Source organism: Pseudomonas sp. AE27 (assembly GCF_037113495.1).
GTDB classification, from domain to species: Bacteria; Pseudomonadota; Gammaproteobacteria; order Pseudomonadales; family Pseudomonadaceae; genus Aquipseudomonas; species Aquipseudomonas palmensis.
Map to the genome: position 1 here is coordinate 183452 of NZ_CP146966.1, position 23085 is coordinate 206536.

Sequence of the window (23085 nt, forward strand, 5' to 3'; positions counted from 1 at the left end):
GCTCGGCCTGTATACTGGCGGCCAATTTGAGGAGGGCTCCATGGTCGTCGAACAATCTGAACTCAACCGGCTCTTCTGGCATAGCCGCCGCGGCATGCTGGAGCTGGACGTGCTGCTGGTGCCGTTTACCCAGGAGGTGTACAGCACCTTGAACGACGTCGACCGCGCGCTCTATGTCCGGCTGCTGACCTGTGAAGACCAGGACATGTTCGGCTGGTTCATGGAACGCAGCGAGTCCGACGACCCTGAGCTGCAGCGCATGGTGCGCATGATCCTGGACCGTGTCCAGCCCAAGTGACCGCTTCGAGTGTCGCTGGCAGGGCTCGCGGGCCCTGCTGGCGGCCTACCTCGCATGCCAGTTGCTGGCGCTGATCGCGCTGTGCCTGCTGGCCATTTCGCTATACATGACCCTGCTTGGCCTGGCGCTTTGCCTGGCACACGCAGCCTGGGTCGTGCCCCGGCATATCCTGCTTACCCACCCGCGTGCCGTCACCGGCCTGCGCCGTGATCCTTCTGGCTGGCACCTGTTCAGCGCGGCCACGGGCTGGCAGCAGGTGCAACTGCGCCGCGACAGCCTCGCCTTGCCCGCCCTGGTAGTGCTGCGTTATCGCCGGCCGGGGCGGCTGTTCAGCCAGAGCCAGTGCATCGCCCCCGATGCGCTGGAACCGGTGCTGCACCGGCGCCTGCGCTTGCGGTTGAAGTTCAGTCGGCGTAGGTGGGCGGCCGTTGAGTAGTGATCACCGATAGCGGTACTTACTCACTGGCGTTCAGCAGGGCTTTCAATCGCTCGGTTCGACGGGCGGCAGCCTGTTTTTGAATGGATGAGTAATCCCTGAGCTTCATGTCCAGGACGAAGCGAACATCCTTGCGTGGTTGATGGCTTGCGTTGTAAGTCCAATCAGCGCTTGCGCTGGTGATGTAGTCGCTCACAAGTAACGAGTTGTACTGCAAAAGCGCTTCTTGCGAAGGGGAAGGGGCGAAATAGATCGAGTGGTACTCACCTTTCGTGATGAACGCTTTTTCAGTTGCTGCGGGTATCGAACTCCCGTACCTGCTCTTTAATTCTTCTTGAGCCAGGTTGGCTATCTCCTGAACGTCGGAATGATTGCTGCCGACGTAGTCGAAAATCAATCGACTGACTTCGCCCTGTGTGTTCAGGCATACGGAGGTCTTCAGCGCGACAGTGCCGATCATTCGAAACTTTACGTAGGGAGGACTTTCGCACTGCGTCGCGGTTTTCAGGTCGCTGCCCTGGACTGAGACCTGATAGGCAGCAGTGTCGAACTTGAGGTAATCGACGCCGAGAAGCTTGCCGTCTTCATGCTTGAGATCCGAAAACTTTGCCCTGGCATTATGTTTAACTTTTTCAACGGTGTCTGAAGTCCAGCCGTCATAGCCAGGGGCGTATTGGGTGCATCCGGTCAGCGTCAAGGAAGCCATGATCGCAGTGAGGCTGAAAGCAAGGTGTCTGCTGTTTGACATCACGGGTGAACTTTACTCATGTATGAAGTGGATGAAGCCCGGGATTTGCGGGGTCGAATGCGTTGGGGGAGGGGCGAACTGTTGGAGTGAGCCCCCGCGTAGTCATCTTGGGACAAGGATCGTGTCCATTGCCTCTGGCAGCATGTCTGGATAGTCCAGCGTGTAGTGCAGACCCCGAGATTCCTTACGTTCCATGGCAGACCTGATCATCAGTTCCGCCACCTGGGCAAGGTTCCTCAGCTCGATCAGGTCGCGGCTGACCTTGTAGTTGCTGTAGAACTCGTCGATTTCGTCCAGCAGCAGCCGTACCCGGTGCTGGGCGCGCTGCAGGCGCTTGCTGGTGCGCACGATGCCGACGTAGTCCCACATGAACCGGCGCAGCTCGTCCCAGTTGTGCGCAATGATTACATCTTCGTCCGAATCGGTGACCTGGCTGGCATCCCAGCAGGGCAGGGCCTGGGGCATGGCCACGCTGTCGAGCCTGGCGAGGATGTCGGCTGCCGCCGAGCGGCCGTAGACGAAACATTCGAGCAGCGAGTTGCTGGCCATGCGGTTGGCACCGTGCAGGCCGGTGAAGCTGGTTTCGCCAATGGCATAGAGCCCCGGTACGTCGGTCTGGCCGTGGTCGTCGACCATCACCCCGCCACAGGTGTAGTGCGCCGCCGGTACCACCGGGATCGGCTGGGTGGTGATGTCGATACCGAAGGTGAGGCAGCGTTCGTACACGGTCGGGAAGTGGCTTTTGACGAACTCCGCAGGCTTGTGGCTGATGTCCAGGTACACGCAGTCGACGCCCAGGCGCTTCATCTCATGGTCGATGGCGCGGGCCACGATGTCGCGCGGGGCGAGTTCGGCGCGCGGGTCGAAGCGCGGCATGAAGCGCTCGCCGTTGGGCAGCTTGAGCAGGGCGCCTTCGCCGCGCAGTGCTTCGGTGATCAGGAAGCTCTTGGCCTGCGGGTGGTACAGGCAGGTGGGGTGGAACTGGTTGAACTCCAGGTTCGCCACCCGGCAGCCGGCGCGCCAGGCCATGGCGATTCCGTCGCCGCAGGCGCCGTCCGGGTTGCTGGTATAGAGGTAGACCTTGGCCGCGCCGCCGGTGGCCAGCGCGGTGAAGCGGGCGCCAAAGGTGTCGACCTCGCCGCTGGCACGGTTGAGCACATAGGCCCCCAGGCAGCGCTCGCCGGCCTGGCCCAGGCGCCGCTCGGTGATCAGGTCGACCGCCACGCGCTGTTCCAGAAGCTCGATGTTCGGGCGCTGGCGGGCCTGCTCCAGCAACGTGGTGAAAATCGCCGCGCCAGTGGCGTCGGCCGCGTGGATGATGCGCCGGTGGCTGTGGCCGCCCTCGCGGGTCAGGTGGAACTCGAAGCCGCGTTCATCGACGCCGGCCTGTTCGTCACGGGTAAACGGCACGCCCTGGTCGATCAGCCACTGGATCGCCTCGCGGCTGTGCTCGACCGTATAGCGCACCGCGTCTTCATGACACAGCCCGCCGCCGGCATTGAGCGTATCCTCCACGTGGGACTGTACCGTGTCGGTGTCGTCGAGCACGGCGGCAACACCGCCCTGTGCCCAGAAGGTCGAGCCGTTGGCCAGCTCGCCTTTGCTCAGTACGGCGATGCGCAGGTGCGCCGGCAGGTTCAGGGCCAGGCTCAGGCCGGCGGCACCGCTGCCGATCACCAGAACGTCATGTTGGAATTGTTGGCTCATGTCAGGGATATCCGAGCGAGGCGACCACTAGTATAAGGACGGGGGTATCGGCACAATAGTCAGGTGTTTATGGCATTGTGAAACTATCGTGAAACGGGCTGGGTTGCCTTTATAACAGCCTCGAGGGCCTGATTTCCATGACGTGCGGTGCGACCTGATGCTTGCATGTGGGAACTTTCCTGGAACCCTGCCTATCCATAGAAGGTTGCCTGCATGCCAGGACGCGGCGGCGACGGGAGGCCTGGGGCTGATATCGGCTCTGCCTGCGTACACGAGACCAGAATATTGACGCAGCCGGCCGTGACCGTGCTGCGTTTTTCGTGCGAGCCGTTCAAGGGCCGCAGGAAACTTGCTTGGAGGGGAGAACTTTTGCGAAAAGCCCGAGTCTATGGTTGCAAGCCTGAACGATGGCCGCTGCAGCACTCCTCCAGGTCCACCGAGGAGTGTTCATGCTAACCCAGGAAGAGGATCAGCAGCTTGTCGAGCGCGTGCAGCGTGGCGACAGGCGAGCGTTTGATCTGTTGGTGCTGAAGTATCAGCACAAGATTCTCGGGTTGATCGTGCGTTTTGTGCACGACACCCATGAAGCCCAGGATGTGGCACAGGAAGCGTTCATCAAGGCTTACCGTGCGCTTGGCAATTTCCGTGGCGACAGTGCGTTTTATACCTGGCTGTACCGCATTGCGATCAACACGGCGAAAAACTATCTGGTATCCCGCGGTCGACGGCCGCCAGACAGTGATGTCAGTTCCGAGGATGCGGAATTTTACGATGGCGATCATGGCCTCAAGGATCTCGAGTCACCAGAGCGCGCGCTGTTACGAGATGAAATCGAGGGCACCGTCCACCGAACCATCCAGCAGCTGCCAGAAGATTTGCGTACGGCGTTAACTTTACGTGAATTCGATGGTCTGAGTTACGAGGACATTGCGAGCGTCATGCAGTGTCCGGTGGGTACCGTGCGCTCTCGAATTTTCCGCGCTCGGGAGGCCATAGATAAAGCCCTGCAGCCGTTGTTGCAGGAAACCTGAGACAGCGGCGACAGCCAAGAGAGGAACCGCCATGAGTCGTGAAGCTTTGCAGGAATCGCTGTCCGCGGTGATGGATAACGAAGCGGACGAACTGGAGTTGCGTCGGGTATTGAATGCCGTCGACGACAATGAAACCCGTGCCACCTGGTCGCGTTACCAGGTTGCCCGAGCAGCGATGCACAAGGAACTGCTGCTGCCAAAACTGGATATCGCCGCCGCGGTCAGTGCCGCATTGGCTGACGAAGCTACGCCGGTCAAGGTTGCCCGTGGTCCATGGCGCAGCCTGGGTCGTCTGGCCGTTGCAGCGTCGGTGACCGTTGCAGTACTGGCAGGTGTACGCCTGTACAACCAGGACGACATCAGCGGTGCCCAACTGGCTGCCCAGCAGCCTGTGCAGCAAGGCGTGACCGTACCTCAGGTGCAAGGCCCGGCAGTACTGGCAGGCTACACCGAGAGTGCCGAACAGCCGACCGGCCCGATGGCCAATGGCGTGCTGCAAGGTCAGAGCGGCTGGCAGGACGAACGTCTGCCGGGCTACCTGCGCCAGCATGCACAGGAAGCCGCCGTGGAAGGGACTGAAAGTGCTCTGCCTTATGCCCGTGCGGCCAGCCTGGAAAATCGCTGAGTAAGGAGGATCATGCGCGCGCCAACTCTACTACCGCTCTTGCTCGGAGGATGTCTGTCGGTGCCGGCCCTGGCCGCCAACTCCTCCACTGATGCCGCAGACTGGCTCAACCGTCTGGCCAAGGCCGAGCAGCAGCAGAGTTATCAGGGTACTTTCGTCTACGAGCGTAACGGCAGCTTTTCCACCCATGACATCTGGCATCGGGTGCAGGAGGGCAAGGTTCGTGAACGCTTGTTGCAACTCGATGGCCCAGCCCTTGAGGTTGTGCGGGTAGATGGACGTACCCAGTGCGTGAGCGGCGCCCTGGCCCGCGGAGTGGGCAATGCGGCGCAGTCTTCGCCCCGTGTGCTGGACCCCTTGAAGCTTATGAACTGGTACGACCTGAGTGTGGCAGGGCGCTCCCGGGTGGCCGGTCGCGAGGTCGAGATCATCACCCTCAGGCCGCGCGATCAGCATCGTTATGCCTTCGAGCTGCACCTGGATCGACAGTCGGGGTTGCCCCTCAAGTCGTTGCTGCTCAACGACAAGGAGCAACTGCTGGAGCGCTTCCAGTTCACCCGGTTGGAGACCGACAAGGCGCCGGACGATGCCCAACTGCAGCCAAGCAGCAACTGCAAGCCGGTGGCCCAGGCCACTCAGCAGGTTGCCGAGGCCGCATCGGGATGGCGTTCCGACTGGTTGCCACCGGGCTTCGAGTTGGTCAACAGCGCGGTACGCAAGGATCCGGAGCACAAGAGCATCGTCAGCAGCCTGATGTACGATGATGGCCTGGCACGCTTCTCGGTGTTTCTGGAGCCGGTTGCAGGCAATTCGGGCATCGACGCCCGTACCCAGCTTGGCCCGACGGTCGCGGTTTCGCGCCGGCTGACCACGCCCAAGGGGGATGTGGTGGTCACCGTGGTAGGGGAGATCCCCATCGGTACCGCCGAGCGGGTCGCCTTGTCGATGCGTGCCCAAGACGCCCACGCCAGCCAATGACGAGCCACAGGTAATGCGTTGATGATCGATGGGCCGCCAAGGCGTTGACATGATTCGTAAGCCTTCGAATTTGCAAAATTCTCCAGATTTATCTATAGGTCAGTTCTTTCGGGGGCTGGCCTTTACTGCTGTTGCAGCATCAACAATGCCGATCCACCGAGCCTGGTCGCAGCCTTTCGAGGATGTTGCCGGGCTTTGTGCGTTGGCTGGTCCCTACTGCTTAACCACGCTCGTTGTGACGGGAGCCGTATGTCAATACCTCGCTTGAAATCCTATCTGTCGCTGTTCGCCGCCGTGCTCATGCTCGGGCAGGTGCTCAACGCCCAGGCCGAAGCCCTGCCTGATTTCACCACCCTGGTCGAGCAGGCCTCGCCGGCGGTGGTCAACATCAGTACCAAGCAGAAGCTGCCTGATCGCAAGTATGCCGCGGGTCAGATGCCTGACCTCGAAGGCCTGCCGCCGATGTTCCGCGAGTTCTTCGAACGCAACATGCCGCAAGCCCCGCGCTCACCCCGTGGCGATCGTCAGCGCGAGGCCCAGTCGCTGGGTTCGGGCTTCATCATTTCGGCCGACGGCTACATCCTCACCAACAACCACGTGGTGGCCGATGCCGATGAAATCATCGTGCGCCTGTCCGACCGCAGTGAACTGCAGGCCAAGCTGGTCGGCACCGACCCGCGTACCGACGTGGCATTGCTGAAGGTCGATGGCAAGAACCTGCCCACGGTCAAGCTGGGCGACTCCGAGAAACTCAAGGTGGGCGAGTGGGTACTGGCCATCGGTTCGCCGTTCGGCTTCGATCACTCGGTGACCAAGGGTATCGTCAGCGCCAAGGGCCGCACCCTGCCCAACGACACCTACGTGCCGTTCATCCAGACCGACGTTGCGATCAACCCGGGTAACTCCGGTGGCCCGCTGTTCAACATGAATGGCGAAGTGGTCGGCATCAACTCGCAGATCTTCACCCGCTCGGGCGGCTTCATGGGCCTGTCGTTCGCTATCCCGATCGATGTTGCACTGGATGTATCCAACCAGCTGAAAAAGGACGGCAAGGTCAGCCGTGGCTGGCTGGGCGTGGTGATCCAGGAGGTCAACAAGGACCTGGCCGAATCCTTCGGCCTGGACAAACCGGCCGGCGCGCTGGTAGCCCAGGTGCTGGAAGATGGTCCGGCAGCCAAGGGCGGCCTGCAGGTGGGCGACGTGATCCTGAGCATGAACGGTCAGCCGATCGTCATGTCGGCTGACCTGCCGCACCTGGTCGGTGGCCTGAAAGATGGCGCCAAGGCCAAGCTGGAAATCATCCGCAACGGCAAGCGCCAGAACCTGGACGTGACCATCGGTGCACTGCCCGATGAAGATCAGGACGTGACCACCGGTGCCAATGGCGGTGTCGAGCGCAGCAGCAACCGCCTGGGTGTATCGGTAGCCGACCTGACCGCAGAGCAGAAAAAGACTCTGGAGCTCAAGGGCGGCGTGGTCATCAAGGAAGTGCAGGATGGTCCGGCCGCGATGATCGGCCTGCGTCCCGGTGACGTCATCAGCCACCTGAACAACCAGGCCATCCTGTCGGCGAAGAACTTCACCGAAATCGCCAAGGAACTGCCGAAGAACCGTTCGGTATCGATGCGCGTGCTGCGTCAGGGCCGTGCCAGCTTCATCACCTTCAAGCTGGCCGAGTAAGGCCTGACCGAGAAGGTCGCGGTAAGAAAAAGCCCGACGCCGATGCGTCGGGCTTTTTCATGGGCGCGCAGTCAATTGCGAAAGCGTGCCAGAAGACCGGAGAAACCCCATGCGTGCCGGCTGTTCAAGCCAAGCAGTGTGGCGGCGGGCGTCATTGCGACGGCGATCATCTTTCTGTCCTTGAGGTAGTCCTGGAAGGCGATACCTTGGTTGCCAAAGGCAGTATCCAGTCGGCCATGGGCTGTATAGCGGGCACGGTAGATGCGCTGACCGCCCAGGCCAAACACCACCAGCTTGCCGTCCTGGTGCAGCGCTGCGGCTTCCCATTCGTCTTCGGTGTGCGTGTCGAAGGTCAGCACCGTCGGGTTGCCGTGGTTATAGGTCGCGTCCCTCACACCTTCGGCATCGAACTGCCAGGTCATGGCGTTGGTGTCTTCGGGGCGCTCGCCGGGCAGGTTCCCCGCGACGATCAGGTGGCCATCGGGGCGTTGAATCAGCGTGTTGAAGCGGATGTTGGCGTTTCGACGCGGAGCAAGCCAGTGGAGCCAGCGTGGCAACCAGCGCAGCCAGCGTGACAGCGGGGATTCATACAGCTTGAAACCGTATCGGTCGCCAAAGGACGGGTCGGGTGTGCCGTCGTTTCTGAAGCGTGCGACGAAGCCTCGGGTATCAGGCCCGTTGCGCAAGGTCCCGGCAACGAGAAATGTACTTTCCTGCGCAATGACATTGGCGATCTGCACCGTCCCGTAGGGGTGCGTGATCTCGATGAACTGACCGCTCGGGAAACCGGCATTGCCGGCAAGATCCAGTCGATAGACGCAAGCATGGGTAGCCAGCCAGTCCGACTCCAGCGTAGCACTGGCGAGCAGGTGTCCGGCCTGCAGCTGGAGTGAGGTGGAATGCAGCTTCAGGTGAAGGCTGCTGTCCTGATCCAGGGCAAGGTAACCGTGGGGTGAGGCATAGCTGGTGTCCAACGCGCCCTGCGCGTCGAAACGTGCCACCACCAGCCTGTAGGGCTTGCCGGCGCTGTTCATCCATCCCAGCATCCATATCTTCGCGCTGGCTTCGACGACGATGGCTTCCGCGCCCGATTCGGCCACCGGGTCGAATGTCCCGAACACTATCCCGTCGTCGCCGAACGTCGGGTCCAGGTCACCTTTTTCATCGAAGCGAAGCAAGGTGTAGCGGGACTGCTCGTGGTCGCCGGTCAGGCCACACACGGTGATCGTGTCATCGTGTATTGCCACATCAGTGATGAAACGATCGGTGTCCGCAATTTGCGGTAGGGAGCGCTCGCCGTTGTCACCAAAGCTCGTGTCGGGGCTTCCGGGGACTGCTGGTTGAATATGTGCCATGGCCATTTCTCCGTCTGGTGCCCTATATTCGGGTCTGCGCGAGCGGCCATCTACTGACAGAAATATCAGGCACCATGAAACTGGAGGGGCGGGCGTGGCGGCTGGCCCCTTCATAAGGTACAATTCCCGGCTATTTTTCGGCGGGCGTTCGCCCCGCAGCCTTTTTGAGTGTTGACCCGTGAGTGATTTGAGTCATATCCGCAATTTCTCCATCATCGCCCACATTGACCATGGCAAGTCGACCCTGGCCGACCGTTTCATCCAGATGTGCGGTGGCCTCACCGCGCGCGAGATGGAAGCGCAGGTACTTGACTCCATGGACCTCGAGCGCGAGCGCGGGATCACCATCAAAGCCCATAGCGTTACCCTGTATTACAAGGCGAACGACGGCATCACCTACCAGCTGAACTTCATCGACACCCCCGGCCACGTCGACTTCACCTATGAAGTCAGCCGTTCGCTGGCCGCCTGCGAAGGCGCGCTGCTGGTGGTCGATGCCGGCCAGGGCGTGGAGGCCCAGTCGGTCGCCAACTGCTACACCGCCATCGAGCAGGGCCTGGAGGTCATGCCGGTACTGAACAAGATGGACCTGCCCCAGGCCGATCCGGACCGCGTCAAGGACGAGATCGAGAAGATCATCGGCATCGACGCCACCGACGCCGTGGCCTGCAGTGCCAAGAGCGGCATGGGCGTGGACGAGGTGCTCGAGCGCCTGGTGCAGACCATTCCGGCCCCTACCGGCGACATCGATGCACCGCTGCAGGCGCTGATCATCGACTCCTGGTTCGACAACTACCTGGGCGTCGTGTCCCTGGTGCGCGTGCGCCATGGCCGGGTCAAGAAGGGCGACAAGATTCTGGTCAAGTCCACCGGCAAGGTGCACCTGGTCGACAGCGTGGGCGTGTTCAACCCCAAGCACACCGCCACCGCCGACCTCAAGGCCGGCGAAGTGGGCTTCATCATCGCCAGCATCAAGGACATTCACGGTGCACCGGTCGGTGACACCCTGACCCTCAGCTCCACGCCCGACGTGGAAGTGCTGCCAGGCTTCAAACGTATCCAGCCCCAGGTATATGCCGGCCTGTTCCCGGTCAGTTCCGAAGATTTCGAAGATTTTCGTGACGCGCTGCAAAAGCTGACCCTGAACGACTCGTCGCTGCAGTACCTGCCCGAAAGCTCCGACGCACTGGGCTTCGGCTTTCGTTGCGGCTTCCTCGGCATGCTGCACATGGAGATCATCCAGGAGCGCCTGGAGCGCGAGTACGACCTGGACCTGATCACCACCGCGCCGAGCGTGATCTTCGAGGTCAAGCTCAAGACCGGTGAAACCATCTACGTCGACAACCCGTCCAAGCTGCCGGACGTGTCGTCGGTGGAAGACTTCCGCGAGCCGATCGTGGCCGCCACCATCCTCGTGCCGCAGGAGCACCTGGGCAACGTCATCACCCTGTGTATCGAGAAGCGTGGCGTACAGCGCGACATGCAGTTCCTCGGTTCCCAGGTGCAGGTGCGCTACGACCTGCCGATGAACGAAGTGGTACTGGACTTCTTCGACCGCCTCAAATCCACCAGCCGCGGCTATGCTTCGCTGGACTACCATTTCGACCGATATCAGTCGGCCAACCTGGTCAAGCTCGATGTACTGATCAACGGCGACAAGGTCGATGCCCTGGCATTGATCGTGCACCGTGACAATGCGCACTACAAAGGCCGCGCGTTGACCGAGAAGATGAAGGAACTGATCCCGCGGCAGATGTTCGATGTGGCAATCCAGGCCGCCATTGGCGGGCAGATTGTGGCGCGTACCACTGTCAAGGCGCTCAGAAAGAACGTACTGGCCAAATGCTACGGTGGCGACGTTAGCCGTAAGCGCAAGCTGTTGGAAAAGCAGAAAGCCGGTAAGAAACGCATGAAACAGGTGGGCAACGTGGAAATTCCACAGGAAGCCTTCCTCGCCGTGCTCAGGTTGGATAGCTAGGTCCTATGTCACTAAATTTCCCGCTGTTGCTAGTCATCGCCGTTGCCGTGTGTGGACTGCTGGCCCTGATCGATCTGCTGTTCCTGGCCCCGCGCCGGCGCACGGCGATCAACACCTATCAGGGCAGCGTCAGCCAGCCTGAGATGGCGGTGGTCGAGCAGTTGAACAAGGAGCCGTTGCTGGTCGAGTACGGCAAGTCGTTCTTCCCGGTGCTGTTCATCGTGCTGGTGCTGCGCTCGTTCCTGGTCGAGCCGTTCCAGATCCCTTCGGGGTCGATGAAGCCGACCCTGGAAGTGGGCGACTTCATCCTGGTGAACAAGTTCTCCTACGGCATCCGCCTGCCGGTGATCGACAAGAAGGTCATCGAGGTCGGTGACCCGCAGCGTGGCGATGTGATGGTGTTCCGCTACCCGAGCGACCCGAACGTCAACTACATCAAGCGTGTGGTCGGCCTGCCGGGCGACCAGGTGCGCTACACCAGCGACAAGCGTCTGTTCGTCAACGGCCAGCCGATTGCCGAGCAACTGGTCGGCAGCGAGCCGGGCACCCTGGGCAGCGCCGAACTGTACAAGGAGAAGCTGGGCGAGGCCGAGCACCTGATCCGCAAGGAGATGAGCCGCTATCGCATGCCGCCGGACCAGCAGTGGGTGGTGCCTGCCGGGCACTATTTCATGATGGGCGACAACCGCGACAACTCCAACGACAGTCGCTACTGGGATGACCCCAACATTCCCAAGGAGCTGCTGGGCATGGTTCCCGACAAGAACATCGTCGGCAAGGCCTTCGCCATCTGGATGAGCTGGCCAGAGCCCAAGCTCAGCCACTTCCCGAGCCTTTCGCGGGTTGGCCTGATCAAGTAACACCCTAACGGCGCTGTCCTTCGACAGCGCCGAATGCTTTTCTGGCATAGGCTGTACAAGGGCGTCCACAAGACGCGCCCCGGCCGGACGTCAGGCATGAACAAAACCGTCTTTCAGGATTTGCATTTGAACAACGCGTTAACCCCGTCGGCTTCGAGCCGGACAGAACTGTGTGAGCCCGGCGCCCTGGCGCCGCTGCTGAAAATCGACCACGAACAGCGCGTGGGTACACTGTGAGCGTTTCCTTGAGCCGCCTCGAGCGCCAGCTCGGCTACACCTTCAAGAACCAGGAGCTGATGCTGCTGGCCCTCACGCATCGCAGCTTTGCCGGCCGCAACAACGAACGGCTGGAGTTCCTCGGTGATGCGATCCTCAACTTCGTCGCCGGCGAGGCCCTGTTCGAGCGCTTCCCCCAGGCCCGCGAAGGCCAGCTGTCGCGCCTGCGCGCCCGGCTGGTCAAGGGTGAAACCCTGGCCGTGCTGGCCCGCGGTTTCGACCTGGGCGAGTACCTGCGCCTGGGCTCGGGCGAGCTGAAAAGCGGCGGGTTCCGGCGCGAGTCGATCCTGGCCGATGCCCTCGAGGCGCTGATCGGTGCGATCTACCTGGACTCGGACATGCACACCGCACGCGATCGCGTGCTGGCATGGCTGGCCGGTGAGTTCGAGAGCCTGACCCTGGTCGACACCAACAAGGACCCGAAAACCCGCCTGCAGGAGTTTCTGCAGTCGCGGGCCTGCGAACTGCCCCGCTACGAAGTGGTGGATATCCAGGGTGAACCCCATTGCCGGACGTTTTTCGTCGAATGCGAAGTGACCCTGTTGACTGAAAAAAGCCGAGGGCAGGGCGTGAGCCGGCGTATCGCCGAGCAGGTCGCGGCCGCCGCAGCACTGATCGCCCTGGGCGTGGAGAATGGCAATGACTGAACAGAACACTACCCGTTGCGGCTACGTCGCCATCGTCGGCCGCCCCAACGTGGGCAAGTCGACGCTGCTCAACCACATCCTCGGGCAGAAGCTCGCGATCACCTCGCGCAAGCCGCAGACCACCCGCCACAACATGCTCGGGATCAAGACCGAAGGTGATGTGCAGGCGGTGTACGTCGATACCCCCGGCATGCACAAGGGCAACGAGAAGGCGCTCAACCGCTACATGAACCGTACCGCCTCGGCGGCGTTGAAAGACGTCGACGTGGTGATCTTCGTGGTCGATCGCACCAAGTGGACCGACGAGGACCAACTGGTGCTCGAGCGCGTGCAGTACGTGCAGGGCCCGGTGATCCTGGCCATCAACAAGACCGACCGCATCGAGGACAAGGCCGAGCTGATGCCGCACCTGCAATGGCTGCAGGAGCAACTGCCCAACGCCGAGATCGTGCCGGTCTCGGCGCAGCACGGGCACAACCTCGATGCCCTCGAAGCGCTGATTGCCAAGCACCTGCCGGAAAACGAGCACTTCTTCCCCGAAGACCAGATCACCGACCGCAGCAGCCGCTTCCTGGCTGCCGAACTGGTACGCGAGAAGATCATGCGCCAGCTCGGCGCCGAGCTGCCGTACCAGATCACCGTCGAGATCGAGGAATTCAAGCAGCAGGGCAACGTGCTGCATATCCATGCACTGATCCTGGTCGAGCGTGACGGCCAGAAGAAGATCATCATTGGCGACAAGGGCGAGCGCATCAAGCGTATCGGCACCGAGGCGCGCAAGGACATGGAGCTGCTGTTCGACGCCAAGGTCATGCTGAACCTGTGGGTCAAGGTCAAGGGTGGCTGGTCCGACGACGAGCGCGCCCTGCGTTCGCTGGGCTACGGCGACCTCTGATTGCCCTGGCCCGACACCGACCGGTGTCGGGCCCACCTCTTCGTGAAGCGCTGAATCATGGACATGCCAGACGGCCAACCGGCCTTCGTGCTGCACAGCCGGGCGTACCGTGAAACCAGTGCGCTGGTCGACTTCCTTACCCCCCAGGGGCGCCTGCGCGCCGTGCTGCGTCGTGCGCGCGGCAAGGCCGGCAGCCTGGCGCGTCCGTTCGTGCCGCTGGAGGTGCAGTTCCATGGGCGCGGCGAGCTCAAGAATGTCGGTCGCATGGACAGCGCAGGCGTGGCGGTCTGGCTCAACGGCGACGCGCTGTTCAGCGGGCTGTACCTCAATGAGCTGCTGATTCGCCTGCTTCAGGCCGAAGACCCGCACCCGGTGATGTTCGAGCAGTACGCTGCCACCTTGCAGGCACTGGGCGCGGGGCGCCCGCTGGAGCCGTTGCTGCGTGCCTTCGAATGGCGCCTGCTGGACGAGCTGGGCTATGGCTTTGCGCTTGAGCACGACATCAATGGCGATCCGCTGGTGGCCGACGGCCTGTACCGCCTGCAGGTGGACGCGGGGCTGGAGCGGGTGTACCTGGTGCAGCCGGGCTTGTTCAGTGGTGCGCACCTGCTGGCCATGGCCGAGGCCGAGTGGTCGATGCCGGGCGCGCTGGGCGCGGCCAAGCGCCTGATGCGCCAGGCGCTGGCGGTGCACCTGGGCGGGCGCCCGCTGGTCAGCCGGGAACTGTTTCGCAAGCCTTGATCACGACGTATGCTGTGAGGCTCAATTTTCAGGAGAGTCTCTTCGTGACCACCAGCAACCGCATCCTCCTTGGCGTGAACATCGACCACGTGGCGACCCTGCGCCAGGCCCGTGGCACGCGATATCCGGACCCGGTCAAGGCCGCGCTGGACGCCGAAGAGGCGGGTGCCGACGGCATCACCGTGCACTTGCGCGAAGACCGCCGGCATATCCAGGACCGTGACGTGCTGGTACTGAGCGAGGTGCTGCAGACGCGCATGAACTTCGAGATGGGCGTCACCGAAGAGATGATGCAGTTTGCCGAGCGCATTCGCCCGGCGCACATCTGCCTGGTGCCCGAGACACGCCAGGAACTGACCACCGAAGGTGGCCTGGACGTGGCGGGGCAGGAGGCGCGGATCAAGGCGGCGGTGGAGCGCCTGTCGCGCCTGGGGTCGGAGGTGTCGCTGTTCATCGATGCCGACGAGCGCCAGATCGAGGCCTCGCGCCGTGTTGGCGCGCCGGCGATCGAACTGCACACCGGGCGTTACGCCGATGCGCAGACCCCCGCCGAGGTGGCCGAAGAACTCCAGCGCGTGGCCGATGGCGTGGCCTTCGGCCTGGCCCAGGGGCTGATCGTGAATGCCGGGCATGGCCTGCACTACCACAACGTCGAGCCGGTGGCGGCGATCAAGGGCATCAACGAACTGAACATCGGCCATGCACTGGTGGCCCATGCGTTGTTCGTGGGCTTCAAGGGTGCGGTCAGCGAGATGAAACAGCTGATTCTGGCAGCCAGCAACCGCTGAATGCGTCGTGACCTTCGCCGGCAAGGCCGGCTCCTACAAGCACCGCGATTCCTGTAGGAGCCGGCCTTGCCGGCGAAGCCGCCTAGCCAAATATCAGACTGAAGCGCGTAGGCCCCTGCGCCGCGCTGCTCACCTCCACCTGCCCACCATGTACCTGCATGATCGACTGCACGATGGCCAGCCCCAGCCCCGTGCCGCCCTCCACCCGCGAGCGCCCGCAGCCCACCCGGTAGAACCGCTCGAACAGGTGCGGCCAGTGCACCGCCTCGATCCCCGGCCCCTCGTTGCGCACCCAGCATTGCACGCCCCGTGCGCTCTGCTCGATGCCGATTTCCACCAGGCGGCCCTCGGGGCTGTGGCGAATTGCATTGCTCAACAGGTTCGACAGCGCCCGCTGCAGCATCAGCCGGTCGCCCTGCACCGTGCCCCAGCCGCTGACCTTCAGGGTGATCGCCTTGCATTCGGCGCTCAGCGCGAACAGCTCCACCACCCGTTGCGCCTCGTCGGCCAGCGCCACCGGCTTCAACGCCAGTTGCTGACGCGGCGCGTCCACCTGGGCCAGGAACAGCATGTCGGTGATGATCCGGTTCAGGCGCGTCAGCTCCTCGATGCTGTCCTCCAGCGCCACCCGGTAGTCCTCGGCCGAGCGCACCCGTGACAAGGTCACCTGGGCCCTGCCCATCAGGTTGCTGATCGGCGTGCGCAGTTCGTGCGCCAGGTCATCGGAAAACTGCGACAGACGCTGCACGCCGCCATCCAGCCGGTCGAGCATCACGTTGATGCCGCGTGCCAGGGCACTCAGTTCCTGGGGCAGCTTGTCCTCGGGCAGGCGGTGGCTCAGCTCCTGCGCCGACACCTGGGCGGCAATCCGCCGAAACCTGCGCAGCGGCAGCAGACCACGCTGCACCAGCTTCCAGGCGGCAATGCCGATCAGCAGCAACAGCAGTGGCAACGCCAGCAACGTCGAACGCAGGTAGGCCTGCAGCAGGCCGAGGTCGTCGGCCCGGTTCAGCGTCAGCAGTACCCGCACCGGGGTGCCGTCACGCAGGGTCATCAGGCGCGCGGCGGTCATCAGACGGGCCTCGGCGCTGTCCTGCCATTCGCTGTAGCCCAGCGCTGTCCCGGCCGCGATACGCCGCAGCGGCTCGGCCTCCACTGCAGGCCCCAGGCTCAACAGGGCCGGGTGGCGTCCGGTCTGGGCGATGATGTTCAGGCTCAGGTCGTCGTGGCCCATCACCAGGTCGAGCAGGGGGTGGGCGCGCGAGCCCAGGTCGCTGGCCTTCAGGTCCACTCCCAGGCTGTGCTCGATCTGCTCCATCTTGCGTGCCAGCACCTTGCGGGCGCGGTTGTCCAGTTCGTGGTCCAGCGCCAGTACCGCCAGGCTCGCCAGCAGCAGCACCAGCGCCGCGCCCATCAGGCTGACGCTCAGGCCCAGGCGCAACGACAGTCGTGCCGGTTTCATTCGCGCGCTTCCAGCACATAGCCCACGCCGCGCAGGGTGTGGATCAGCTTGTCCTCGAAGGGGTCGTCGATCTTGGCCCGCAGGCGCCGGATCGACACCTCCACCACGTTGGTGTCGCAATCGAAGTTCATGTCCCACACCAGCGAGATGATCTGCGTGCGCGACAGCACCTCGCCGCTCTGGCGCATCAGCAGGTGCAGCAGGGCGAACTCCTTGGCCGTCAGGTCGATACGCTGGTTGCGCCGGTAGGCGCGGTGGCGGCTGGGGTCCAGCTCAAGGTCGGCGACCCTGAGCGTGGCCGGCGCCAGGTTCTGCTCGCTGCGCCGCAACAGGCTGCGAATGCGTGCCAGCAGTTCGGGAAACTCGAACGGCTTGAGCAGGTAATCGTCGGCGCCCAGGTCCAGGCCCTTGACCCGATCCGAGAGCCGGCCGTGGGCGGTCAGCATCATGATACGGGTCGAGGACTCCGCCCGCAGGCGTTGCAGCACGCTCCAGCCGTCGAGCTGCGGCAGGTTGACATCGAGGATGACCAGGTCGTAGGCGTGCTGGCGGGCCAGGTGCAGGCCGTCAATGCCGGTGGCGGCGCAGTCGACGATGTAGCCGTTCTCGCTCAGGCCCTGCTGCAGGTACTCGGCGGTACGGACTTCGTCTTCGATGATCAATAGGCGCATGGGGTACTCGCGGCGTGCAAAACGGCAATTCTCAACCCTTGAGTCACTTCAGGGTCAAGGCGTGTCGCGCATGGTAAGCCAAGCCGGTCCTGAGCGGCGCTGGATAACAGATTTGTAATCCTGGGGTCATGTTGACGATAAAGCCCGCTCCCTAAAGTGCCCGCTTCGAAATGGGCGCGGGGGATTCACGCATGACGTGCAGGCACAGGCTTCAACCACAGCGCGTGGCGCGGCTGGCGGCGCTGGCCGGGGTGCTGCTGGGGCTTTCGACAGCGCTGCAGGCGAGCGTGCTGACGCTTGATGCCGCGTTGCGCACCGCGCAGGACAACAACCCCGAGCTTGCCGCGGCGCGCTGGGGCACCGAGATCGCCCTGGGCGAACGCAACCAGGCCGGCCTGCTGCCCAACCCGGAGTTGAGCTGGGAGCAGGAAGATACCCGCCGCGGCTCGCAGACCACCACCGTCAGCCTCAGCCAGCGCCTGGAACTGGGCGGCAAGCGCGGTGCGCGGGTGGAGGTGGCCCAGCGCGAGCAGGCCCTCGCGGCGCTGGAACTGGAACGCCAGGGCAATGCCTTGCGCGCCGAGGTGCTGGCTGCGTTTCATGCCGCCGTGCAGGCCCAGGAACGGCTGCAACTGGCCGAGCAGTCGCTGCGCCTGACCGAGCGTGGCCTGCAGGTGGTGCAGGGGCGGGTGCGGGCCGGCAGCGCTTCCCCCATCGAAACCACCCGCGCGCAGGTGCAGGTGTCCGAGATGCGCCTGGAACGAGGCCGTGCCCAGCAGGCCGTGGCCGTGGCCTATCAGCAACTGGCCAGCGTGACGGGGGCGCCGCAGGCGGGGTTCGAGCGGGTGGCAGGCATGCCGTCCGACGCCCTGACCCCAGCCGAGGGCGACACGCTGCTTGCCCGCCTCGAGCGCACGGCCGAGCTGCGCCTGGCCCGCCTGCAGATCGAGCAGCGCGAGGCTGACCTGGGGCTGGCTCGCAGCCAGCGCATCCCCGACCTCACCGTCAGCCTGGGTAGCCAGTACAGCGAGGCCGACCGCGAGCGCATCAATGTGGTCGGGGTGTCGATACCGCTGCCCTTGTTCGATCGCAACCAGGGCAATGTGCTGGCGGCGGCGCGGCGTGCCGATCAGGCCCGCGACCTGCGCAACGGCGCCGAACTGCGGGTGCGCAGCGAAGTGGTGCAGGCGCTGGCGCAGTGGCAGGTGGCTGCGGGCGAGGTACAGGCCTTCGACCGCTCGATACTGCCGGCGGCGCAGCAGGCGGTGGACGCCGCCACGCGGGGTTTCGAGCGCGGCAAGTTCAGCTTTCTCGAGGTGCTCGACGCCCAGCGCACGCTGGTGGCGGCGCGCACCCAATACCTGGCGGCGCAGGCCCAGGGCAGCGATGCGCGAGTCCGCCTGGAACGACTTTTCGGCGACCTGGCCACCGCCAGCCGCTGACCCCCGACGATTTGCCGAGGAATGTGCATGAACAGCAAAACCATCACGCTGGTGGCCGTCACCCTGACCCTGGGCGTTGGCCTGGGGGTTGTGCTGGGTCACCAGATGAATGCGCCGCAGGCCTCCCACGCGGCGCATGCCGAGGCGGGCCATGGCGATGAGGAAAAGGGCCATGGCGACGACGCCCATGGCGAGGAAGGCCATGGCGAAGAACAGCAGGAGGGCCACCTGACCCTGAGCGACGAGCAGATCCAGGTGGCCGGTATCGAGCTGGCCACCGTGGCCCCGCGCACCTTGAGCCGCAGCCTCGGCCTGCCGGGCGAGATCCGCTTCGACGAGGACCGTACCGCGCACCTGGTGCCGCGTGCGGCCGGGGTGGTGGAATCGGTGGCCGTGGTGCTCGGCCAGCAGGTCAAGGCCGGGCAACTGCTGGCGGTGATCGCCAGCCCGCAGATCTCCGAGCAGCGCAGCGAGCTGGCGGCCAGCCAGCGGCGACTGGAACTGGCGCGCGGCACCTTCGCCCGCGAGAAAGACCTGTGGCAGGAGGGCATCTCTGCCGAACAGGACTACCTGCAGGCGCGCCAGGCCCTGCAGGAAGCCGAGATCGCCGCCACCAATGCCCGGCAGAAGATCAGCGCGCTGAGTGGCAGCGTGGTGCTGGCCGGCGGCAACCGCTATGAGCTGCGTGCACCGTTTGACGGGCAGGTGGTGGAAAAGCACCTGGTGCCGGGCGAAGTGGTCAGCGAGAGCAGTGCGGCCTTCACCTTGTCCGACCTGTCGCGGGTGTGGGCAACCTTTGGCGTGGCCCCGCGTGACCTGGCCAGGCTGCGCGTCGGCATGCCGGTGACGGTGCTGGCCAGTGAACTGGGCGAGCAGGCCAGCGGCACGGTCAGCCATGTGGGCAGCCTGCTCGGCGAGCAGACCCGCACCGCCACCGTGCGGGTCACCCTGGACAACCCTCGCGGCGCCTGGCGCCCCGGCCTGTTCGTGGCAGTGCGGGTGCCTACCGAGCGTCTGGACGAGGCGCTGGCGGTACCGGAGGCCGCGCTGCAGACCCTCGAAGAGCAGCCCACCGTGTTCGTGCGCAGTGCAGAGGGCTTCACCGCCCAGGCGGTGACCCCGGGTGTGGTGGCCGACGGCTTCGTGCAGATCAAGGCGGGCCTGCAGGCCGGCCAGCAGGTGGCGGCACAGGGCAGCTTCATCCTCAAGTCGGAGCTGGGCAAAGCCAGCGCCGAGCACTCCCACTGAGCCCCCACGAGTACTCCTCATGTTCGAACGGATCATTCAATTTGCCATCGAGCAGCGCCTGATCGTGATGCTCGCGGTGCTGCTGATGGCCGGGCTGGGGCTGGCCAGCTACCAGAAGCTGCCGATCGATGCGGTGCCCGACATCACCAACGTGCAGGTGCAGATCAACACCTCGGCGGCGGGCTTTTCACCGCTGGAAACCGAGCAGCGCATCACTTTCGCCATCGAGACCGCCATGGCCGGCCTGCCGGGCCTGGAGCAGACCCGTTCGCTGTCGCGCTCGGGGCTGTCGCAGGTGACGGTGATCTTCGACGAGGGCACCGACCTGTTCTTCGCCCGGCAACTGGTCAACGAGCGCCTGCAACAGGCGCGCGGGCAGTTGCCCGACGGCGTCGAGGCGGCCATGGGGCCGATCTCCACCGGCCTGGGCGAGATCTTCCTGTGGACCGTGGAAGCCGCGCCGGATGCGCGCAAGGCCGACGGCAGCGAGTACACGCCCACCGACCTGCGCGAGATCCAGGACTGGATCATCAAGCCGCAGTTGCGCAACGTGCGCGGCGTGGCCGAGATCAACAGCATCGGCGGCTACGCCAAGGAGTACCAGATTGCCCCCGACCTCAGGCGCCTGGCCGCCTACAAGCTGACCCTGGGCGACCTGCTGACGGCCCTGGAGCGCAACAACGCCAACGTCGGTGCCGGCTACATCGAGCGCCGTGGCGAGCAACTGCTGATTCGTGCGCCGGGGCAACTGGCAGGCATCGACGACATTGCCAACATCGTGCTGGCCACTGTCGACGGCACCTCGATTCGCGTGCGCGATGTCGCCCAGGTGGGCATCGGCCGCGAACTGCGCAGCGGCGCGGCTACCGAAAATGGCCGTGAGGTGGTGCTGGGCACCGTGTTCATGCTGGTCGGCGAGAACAGCCGCACCGTGTCGCGGGCAGTGGCCGACAAGCTGGCGCAGATCAACCGCACGCTGCCGGCGGGTGTCAGCGCGGTCACGGTGTACGACCGCACCGACCTGGTCGACAAGGCCATCGCCACGGTGAAGAAGAACCTGGTGGAAGGTGCAATCCTGGTGATCGCGGTGCTGTTCCTGTTTCTGGGCAACATCCGCGCCGCGCTGATCACCGCCATGGTGATTCCGCTGTCGATGCTGTTCACCTTCACCGGCATGTTCGGCAACAAGGTCAGTGCCAACCTGATGAGCCTGGGTGCGCTGGACTTCGGCATCATCGTCGATGGCGCGGTGGTGATCGTGGAGAACGCGATCCGCCGCCTGGCCCACGCCCAGCAGCACCATGGCCGCCTGCTGACCCGCTCCGAGCGCCTGCACGAAGTGTTCAATGCCGCCCGCGAGGCGCGCCGCCCGCTGATCTTCGGCCAGTTGATCATCATGGTGGTGTACCTGCCGATCTTTGCCCTGAGCGGGGTGGAGGGCAAGATGTTCCACCCCATGGCCTTCACCGTGGTGATCGCCCTGCTGGGAGCGATGCTGCTCTCGGTGACCTTCGTGCCGGCGGCCATCGCGCTGTTCGTCACCGGCAAGGTCAAGGAAGAGGAAAACCTGCTGATGCGCAGCGCCAAGGCCGGCTATGCGCCGCTATTGCGCTGGGTGATGGGGCACCGTGGGCTGGCGTTTTCCCTGGCCGGGGCGTCGGTGCTGCTGTGCGCGGTGCTGGCCGGGCGCATGGGCAGCGAGTTCGTGCCCAGCCTCAGCGAAGGCGATTTCGCCCTGCAGGCGCTGCGGGTGCCGGGCACCAGCCTGAGCCAGTCGGTGCAATTGCAGCAACGCCTGGAGGAGAGTGTGGTCAGCCAGGTGCCGGAGGTGCAGCGCGTATTTGCGCGCACCGGCACCGCCGAGATCGCCGCCGACCCGATGCCGCCGAACATCTCCGACAGTTACGTGATGCTCAAGCCGCAGGCGCAGTGGCCCGACCCCGGCAAGTCGCGCGAGCAACTGATCGCCGATATCCAGCGCGCGGCGGCGCGGGTGCCGGGTAGCAACTACGAGCTGTCGCAGCCGATTCAACTGCGCTTCAACGAGCTGATTTCCGGGGTGCGCAGCGATGTGGCGGTCAAGGTCTTCGGCGACGACATGACGGTGCTCAACCGCACGGCAGCACAGATTGCCGCAACCTTGCAGGCGGTGCCGGGGGCATCGGAGGTCAAGGTCGAGCAGACCTCGGGCCTGCCGGTGCTGACCATCGAGGTCGACCGCGACAAGGCTGCACGCTACGGGCTCAACGTCGGCGATGTGCAGGACACCATCGCCGTGGCCGTGGGCGGCCGCCAGGCCGGCACGCTGTACGAGGGCGACCGGCGTTTCGACATGGTGGTGCGCCTCTCGGACGATGTGCGTACCGACATCGAAGGCTTGTCGCAGCTGCTGATTCCGGTACCGGCCAGTGCGGGCAGCGACGGCGGTATCGGCTTCATCAGCCTGGCCGAGGTGGCCAGCCTGGCGCTGGTGCAGGGGCCCAACCAGGTGAGCCGCGAAGACGGCAAGCGCCTGGTGGTGGTCAGCGCCAACGTGCGTGGCCGCGACATCGGTTCGTTCGTGGCCGAGGCCGGCGAGCGCATCGATACGCAGGTGGAGGTGCCGCCTGGCTACTGGACGCGTTGGGGCGGTCAGTTCGAGCAGCTGCAATCGGCGGCCAAGCGCCTGCAGGTGGTGGTGCCGGTGGCATTGCTGCTGGTGTTCGGGCTGCTGTTCATGATGTTCAACAGCGTCAGGGACGGCCTGCTGGTGTTCACCGGCATCCCGTTCGCGCTGACCGGCGGGGTGGTGGCGCTGTGGCTGCGCGACATTCCATTGTCGATTTCGGCGGGGGTGGGCTTCATCGCCCTGTCGGGGGTGGCGGTGCTCAACGGGCTGGTGATGATCGCCTTCATCCGCAGCCTGCGCGAGCAGGGCCGGCCGCTGCGCGTGGCCATCGACGAAGGTGCGCTGACGCGTCTGCGGCCGGTGCTGATGACCGCGTTGGTGGCGTCGCTGGGGTTCATTCCGATGGCCCTGGCCACTGGCACCGGTGCCGAGGTGCAGCGCCCACTGGCCACCGTGGTGATCGGCGGCATCCTCTCGTCCACCGCGTTGACCCTGCTGGTGCTGCCGGCGCTGTACCACTGGGCGCACCGCAAGGAGGAGGAGCACAATCTTGCAGCACTGTAATGTGCGGCTCACCTTGGCGTTAGCTTGGGCTGCTTATGATCGGTTCG

General features: G+C 64.3%; 21 protein-coding genes. 16 read left to right on the forward strand and 5 right to left on the reverse strand.

What is annotated here, in order from left to right; translation table 11 throughout:
• Window positions 1-40 precede the first annotated feature (40 nt).
• Together V9K84_RS00845 and V9K84_RS00850 are read left to right on the forward strand one after the other, a co-directional pair.
• Window positions 41-298: a succinate dehydrogenase assembly factor 2 gene (locus V9K84_RS00845; RefSeq protein ID WP_043862035.1), complete on the forward strand. Its 258-nt coding sequence runs from the start codon at window positions 41-43 to the stop codon at window positions 296-298.
• Window positions 282-734, forward strand: coding sequence for a protein YgfX (locus V9K84_RS00850; RefSeq protein ID WP_088515489.1), 453 nt, complete (start codon window positions 282-284; stop codon window positions 732-734). Before V9K84_RS00845 ends, V9K84_RS00850 begins: the two co-directional genes overlap by 17 nt.
• Window positions 735-753: 19 nt before the next feature.
• On the opposite strand, the gene V9K84_RS00855 is transcribed toward V9K84_RS00850, so the two are convergent.
• Both V9K84_RS00855 and nadB read right to left on the reverse strand, forming a co-directional pair.
• Complete coding sequence (locus V9K84_RS00855; RefSeq protein WP_088515488.1) at window positions 754-1482, reverse strand: hypothetical protein; 729 nt, start codon at window positions 1480-1482, stop codon at window positions 754-756.
• Between the two features lie 102 nt (window positions 1483-1584).
• A complete protein-coding gene (gene nadB / locus V9K84_RS00860; RefSeq protein ID WP_088515487.1) occupies window positions 1585-3189 on the reverse strand; it encodes an L-aspartate oxidase in 1605 nt (534 codons plus the stop codon).
• Window positions 3190-3638: 449 nt separating this feature from the next.
• On the opposite strand from nadB, the gene rpoE reads away from it, so the two are divergent.
• The 4 genes from rpoE to V9K84_RS00880 all read left to right on the forward strand — a co-directional run bounded on the left by rpoE (window position 3639) and on the right by V9K84_RS00880 (window position 7503).
• Entirely contained in the window at window positions 3639-4220 is a 582-nt protein-coding gene (gene rpoE / locus V9K84_RS00865; RefSeq protein ID WP_010220971.1) for an RNA polymerase sigma factor RpoE, read from the forward strand.
• A 31-nt stretch (window positions 4221-4251) separates the two neighbouring features.
• On the forward strand, window positions 4252-4845 hold the full coding sequence (locus V9K84_RS00870) for an RseA family anti-sigma factor (protein ID WP_043862032.1): 594 nt from the start codon (window positions 4252-4254) through the stop codon (window positions 4843-4845).
• 12 nt (window positions 4846-4857) lie between these two features.
• Window positions 4858-5823, forward strand: a complete 966-nt coding sequence (locus tag V9K84_RS00875; RefSeq protein ID WP_043862031.1) for a MucB/RseB C-terminal domain-containing protein — start codon at window positions 4858-4860, stop codon at window positions 5821-5823.
• A gap of 249 nt (window positions 5824-6072) precedes the next feature.
• A complete protein-coding gene (locus tag V9K84_RS00880) occupies window positions 6073-7503 on the forward strand; it encodes a DegQ family serine endoprotease (RefSeq protein ID WP_043862030.1) in 1431 nt (476 codons plus the stop codon).
• Window positions 7504-7574: 71 nt separating this feature from the next.
• Here V9K84_RS00880 and V9K84_RS00885 read toward each other — a convergent pair whose 3' ends face one another.
• On the reverse strand, window positions 7575-8858 hold the full coding sequence (locus V9K84_RS00885; RefSeq protein WP_168186863.1) for a hypothetical protein: 1284 nt from the start codon (window positions 8856-8858) through the stop codon (window positions 7575-7577).
• Between the two features lie 178 nt (window positions 8859-9036).
• On the opposite strand from V9K84_RS00885, the gene lepA reads away from it, so the two are divergent.
• The 7 genes from lepA (at window position 9037) to pdxJ (ending at window position 15043) form a co-directional block, all read left to right on the forward strand.
• On the forward strand, window positions 9037-10836 hold the full coding sequence (lepA, locus tag V9K84_RS00890) for a translation elongation factor 4 (RefSeq protein ID WP_043862028.1): 1800 nt from the start codon (window positions 9037-9039) through the stop codon (window positions 10834-10836).
• 5 nt (window positions 10837-10841) lie between these two features.
• Window positions 10842-11696, forward strand: a complete 855-nt coding sequence (gene lepB / locus V9K84_RS00895) for a signal peptidase I (protein ID WP_043862027.1) — start codon at window positions 10842-10844, stop codon at window positions 11694-11696.
• 96 nt (window positions 11697-11792) lie between these two features.
• Window positions 11793-11933, forward strand: a complete 141-nt coding sequence (locus tag V9K84_RS00900; protein WP_156326207.1) for a hypothetical protein — start codon at window positions 11793-11795, stop codon at window positions 11931-11933.
• Window positions 11930-12619, forward strand: a complete 690-nt coding sequence (rnc, locus tag V9K84_RS00905; protein ID WP_043862025.1) for a ribonuclease III — start codon at window positions 11930-11932, stop codon at window positions 12617-12619. The genes V9K84_RS00900 and rnc overlap by 4 nt, the downstream gene beginning before the upstream one ends.
• Window positions 12612-13514 carry a GTPase Era gene (era, locus tag V9K84_RS00910; RefSeq protein WP_043862024.1) on the forward strand — a complete coding sequence of 301 codons (903 nt, stop codon included), beginning with the start codon at window positions 12612-12614 and terminating at the stop codon, window positions 13512-13514. The genes rnc and era overlap by 8 nt, the downstream gene beginning before the upstream one ends.
• Before the next feature lie 57 nt (window positions 13515-13571).
• Window positions 13572-14255 (forward strand): DNA repair protein RecO, encoded by a 684-nt coding sequence (gene recO, locus V9K84_RS00915; RefSeq protein ID WP_043862023.1) that lies wholly within the window; start codon window positions 13572-13574, stop codon window positions 14253-14255.
• 44 nt (window positions 14256-14299) lie between these two features.
• Window positions 14300-15043 carry a pyridoxine 5'-phosphate synthase gene (gene pdxJ, locus V9K84_RS00920; RefSeq protein WP_054914771.1) on the forward strand — a complete coding sequence of 248 codons (744 nt, stop codon included), beginning with the start codon at window positions 14300-14302 and terminating at the stop codon, window positions 15041-15043.
• A gap of 82 nt (window positions 15044-15125) precedes the next feature.
• On the opposite strand, the gene V9K84_RS00925 is transcribed toward pdxJ, so the two are convergent.
• A complete protein-coding gene (locus tag V9K84_RS00925) occupies window positions 15126-16505 on the reverse strand; it encodes a heavy metal sensor histidine kinase (protein ID WP_088515485.1) in 1380 nt (459 codons plus the stop codon).
• Window positions 16502-17176 carry a heavy metal response regulator transcription factor gene (locus V9K84_RS00930; protein ID WP_043862020.1) on the reverse strand — a complete coding sequence of 225 codons (675 nt, stop codon included), beginning with the start codon at window positions 17174-17176 and terminating at the stop codon, window positions 16502-16504. The genes V9K84_RS00925 and V9K84_RS00930 overlap by 4 nt, the downstream gene beginning before the upstream one ends.
• A gap of 191 nt (window positions 17177-17367) precedes the next feature.
• Here V9K84_RS00930 and V9K84_RS00935 point away from each other — a divergent pair, with 191 nt between their 5' ends.
• The 3 genes from V9K84_RS00935 to V9K84_RS00945 are packed head-to-tail and all read left to right on the forward strand — an operon-like array spanning window position 17368 to window position 23038.
• Complete coding sequence (locus tag V9K84_RS00935; protein WP_088515484.1) at window positions 17368-18618, forward strand: TolC family protein; 1251 nt, start codon at window positions 17368-17370, stop codon at window positions 18616-18618.
• Between the two features lie 27 nt (window positions 18619-18645).
• Complete coding sequence (locus tag V9K84_RS00940; RefSeq protein ID WP_043862018.1) at window positions 18646-19866, forward strand: efflux RND transporter periplasmic adaptor subunit; 1221 nt, start codon at window positions 18646-18648, stop codon at window positions 19864-19866.
• 19 nt (window positions 19867-19885) lie between these two features.
• The gene (locus V9K84_RS00945) at window positions 19886-23038 is read left to right on the forward strand and encodes a CusA/CzcA family heavy metal efflux RND transporter (RefSeq protein WP_043862017.1); all 3153 of its coding nucleotides are present in this window, start codon (window positions 19886-19888) and stop codon (window positions 23036-23038) included.
• The last annotated feature ends 47 nt before the right edge of the window (window positions 23039-23085 follow it).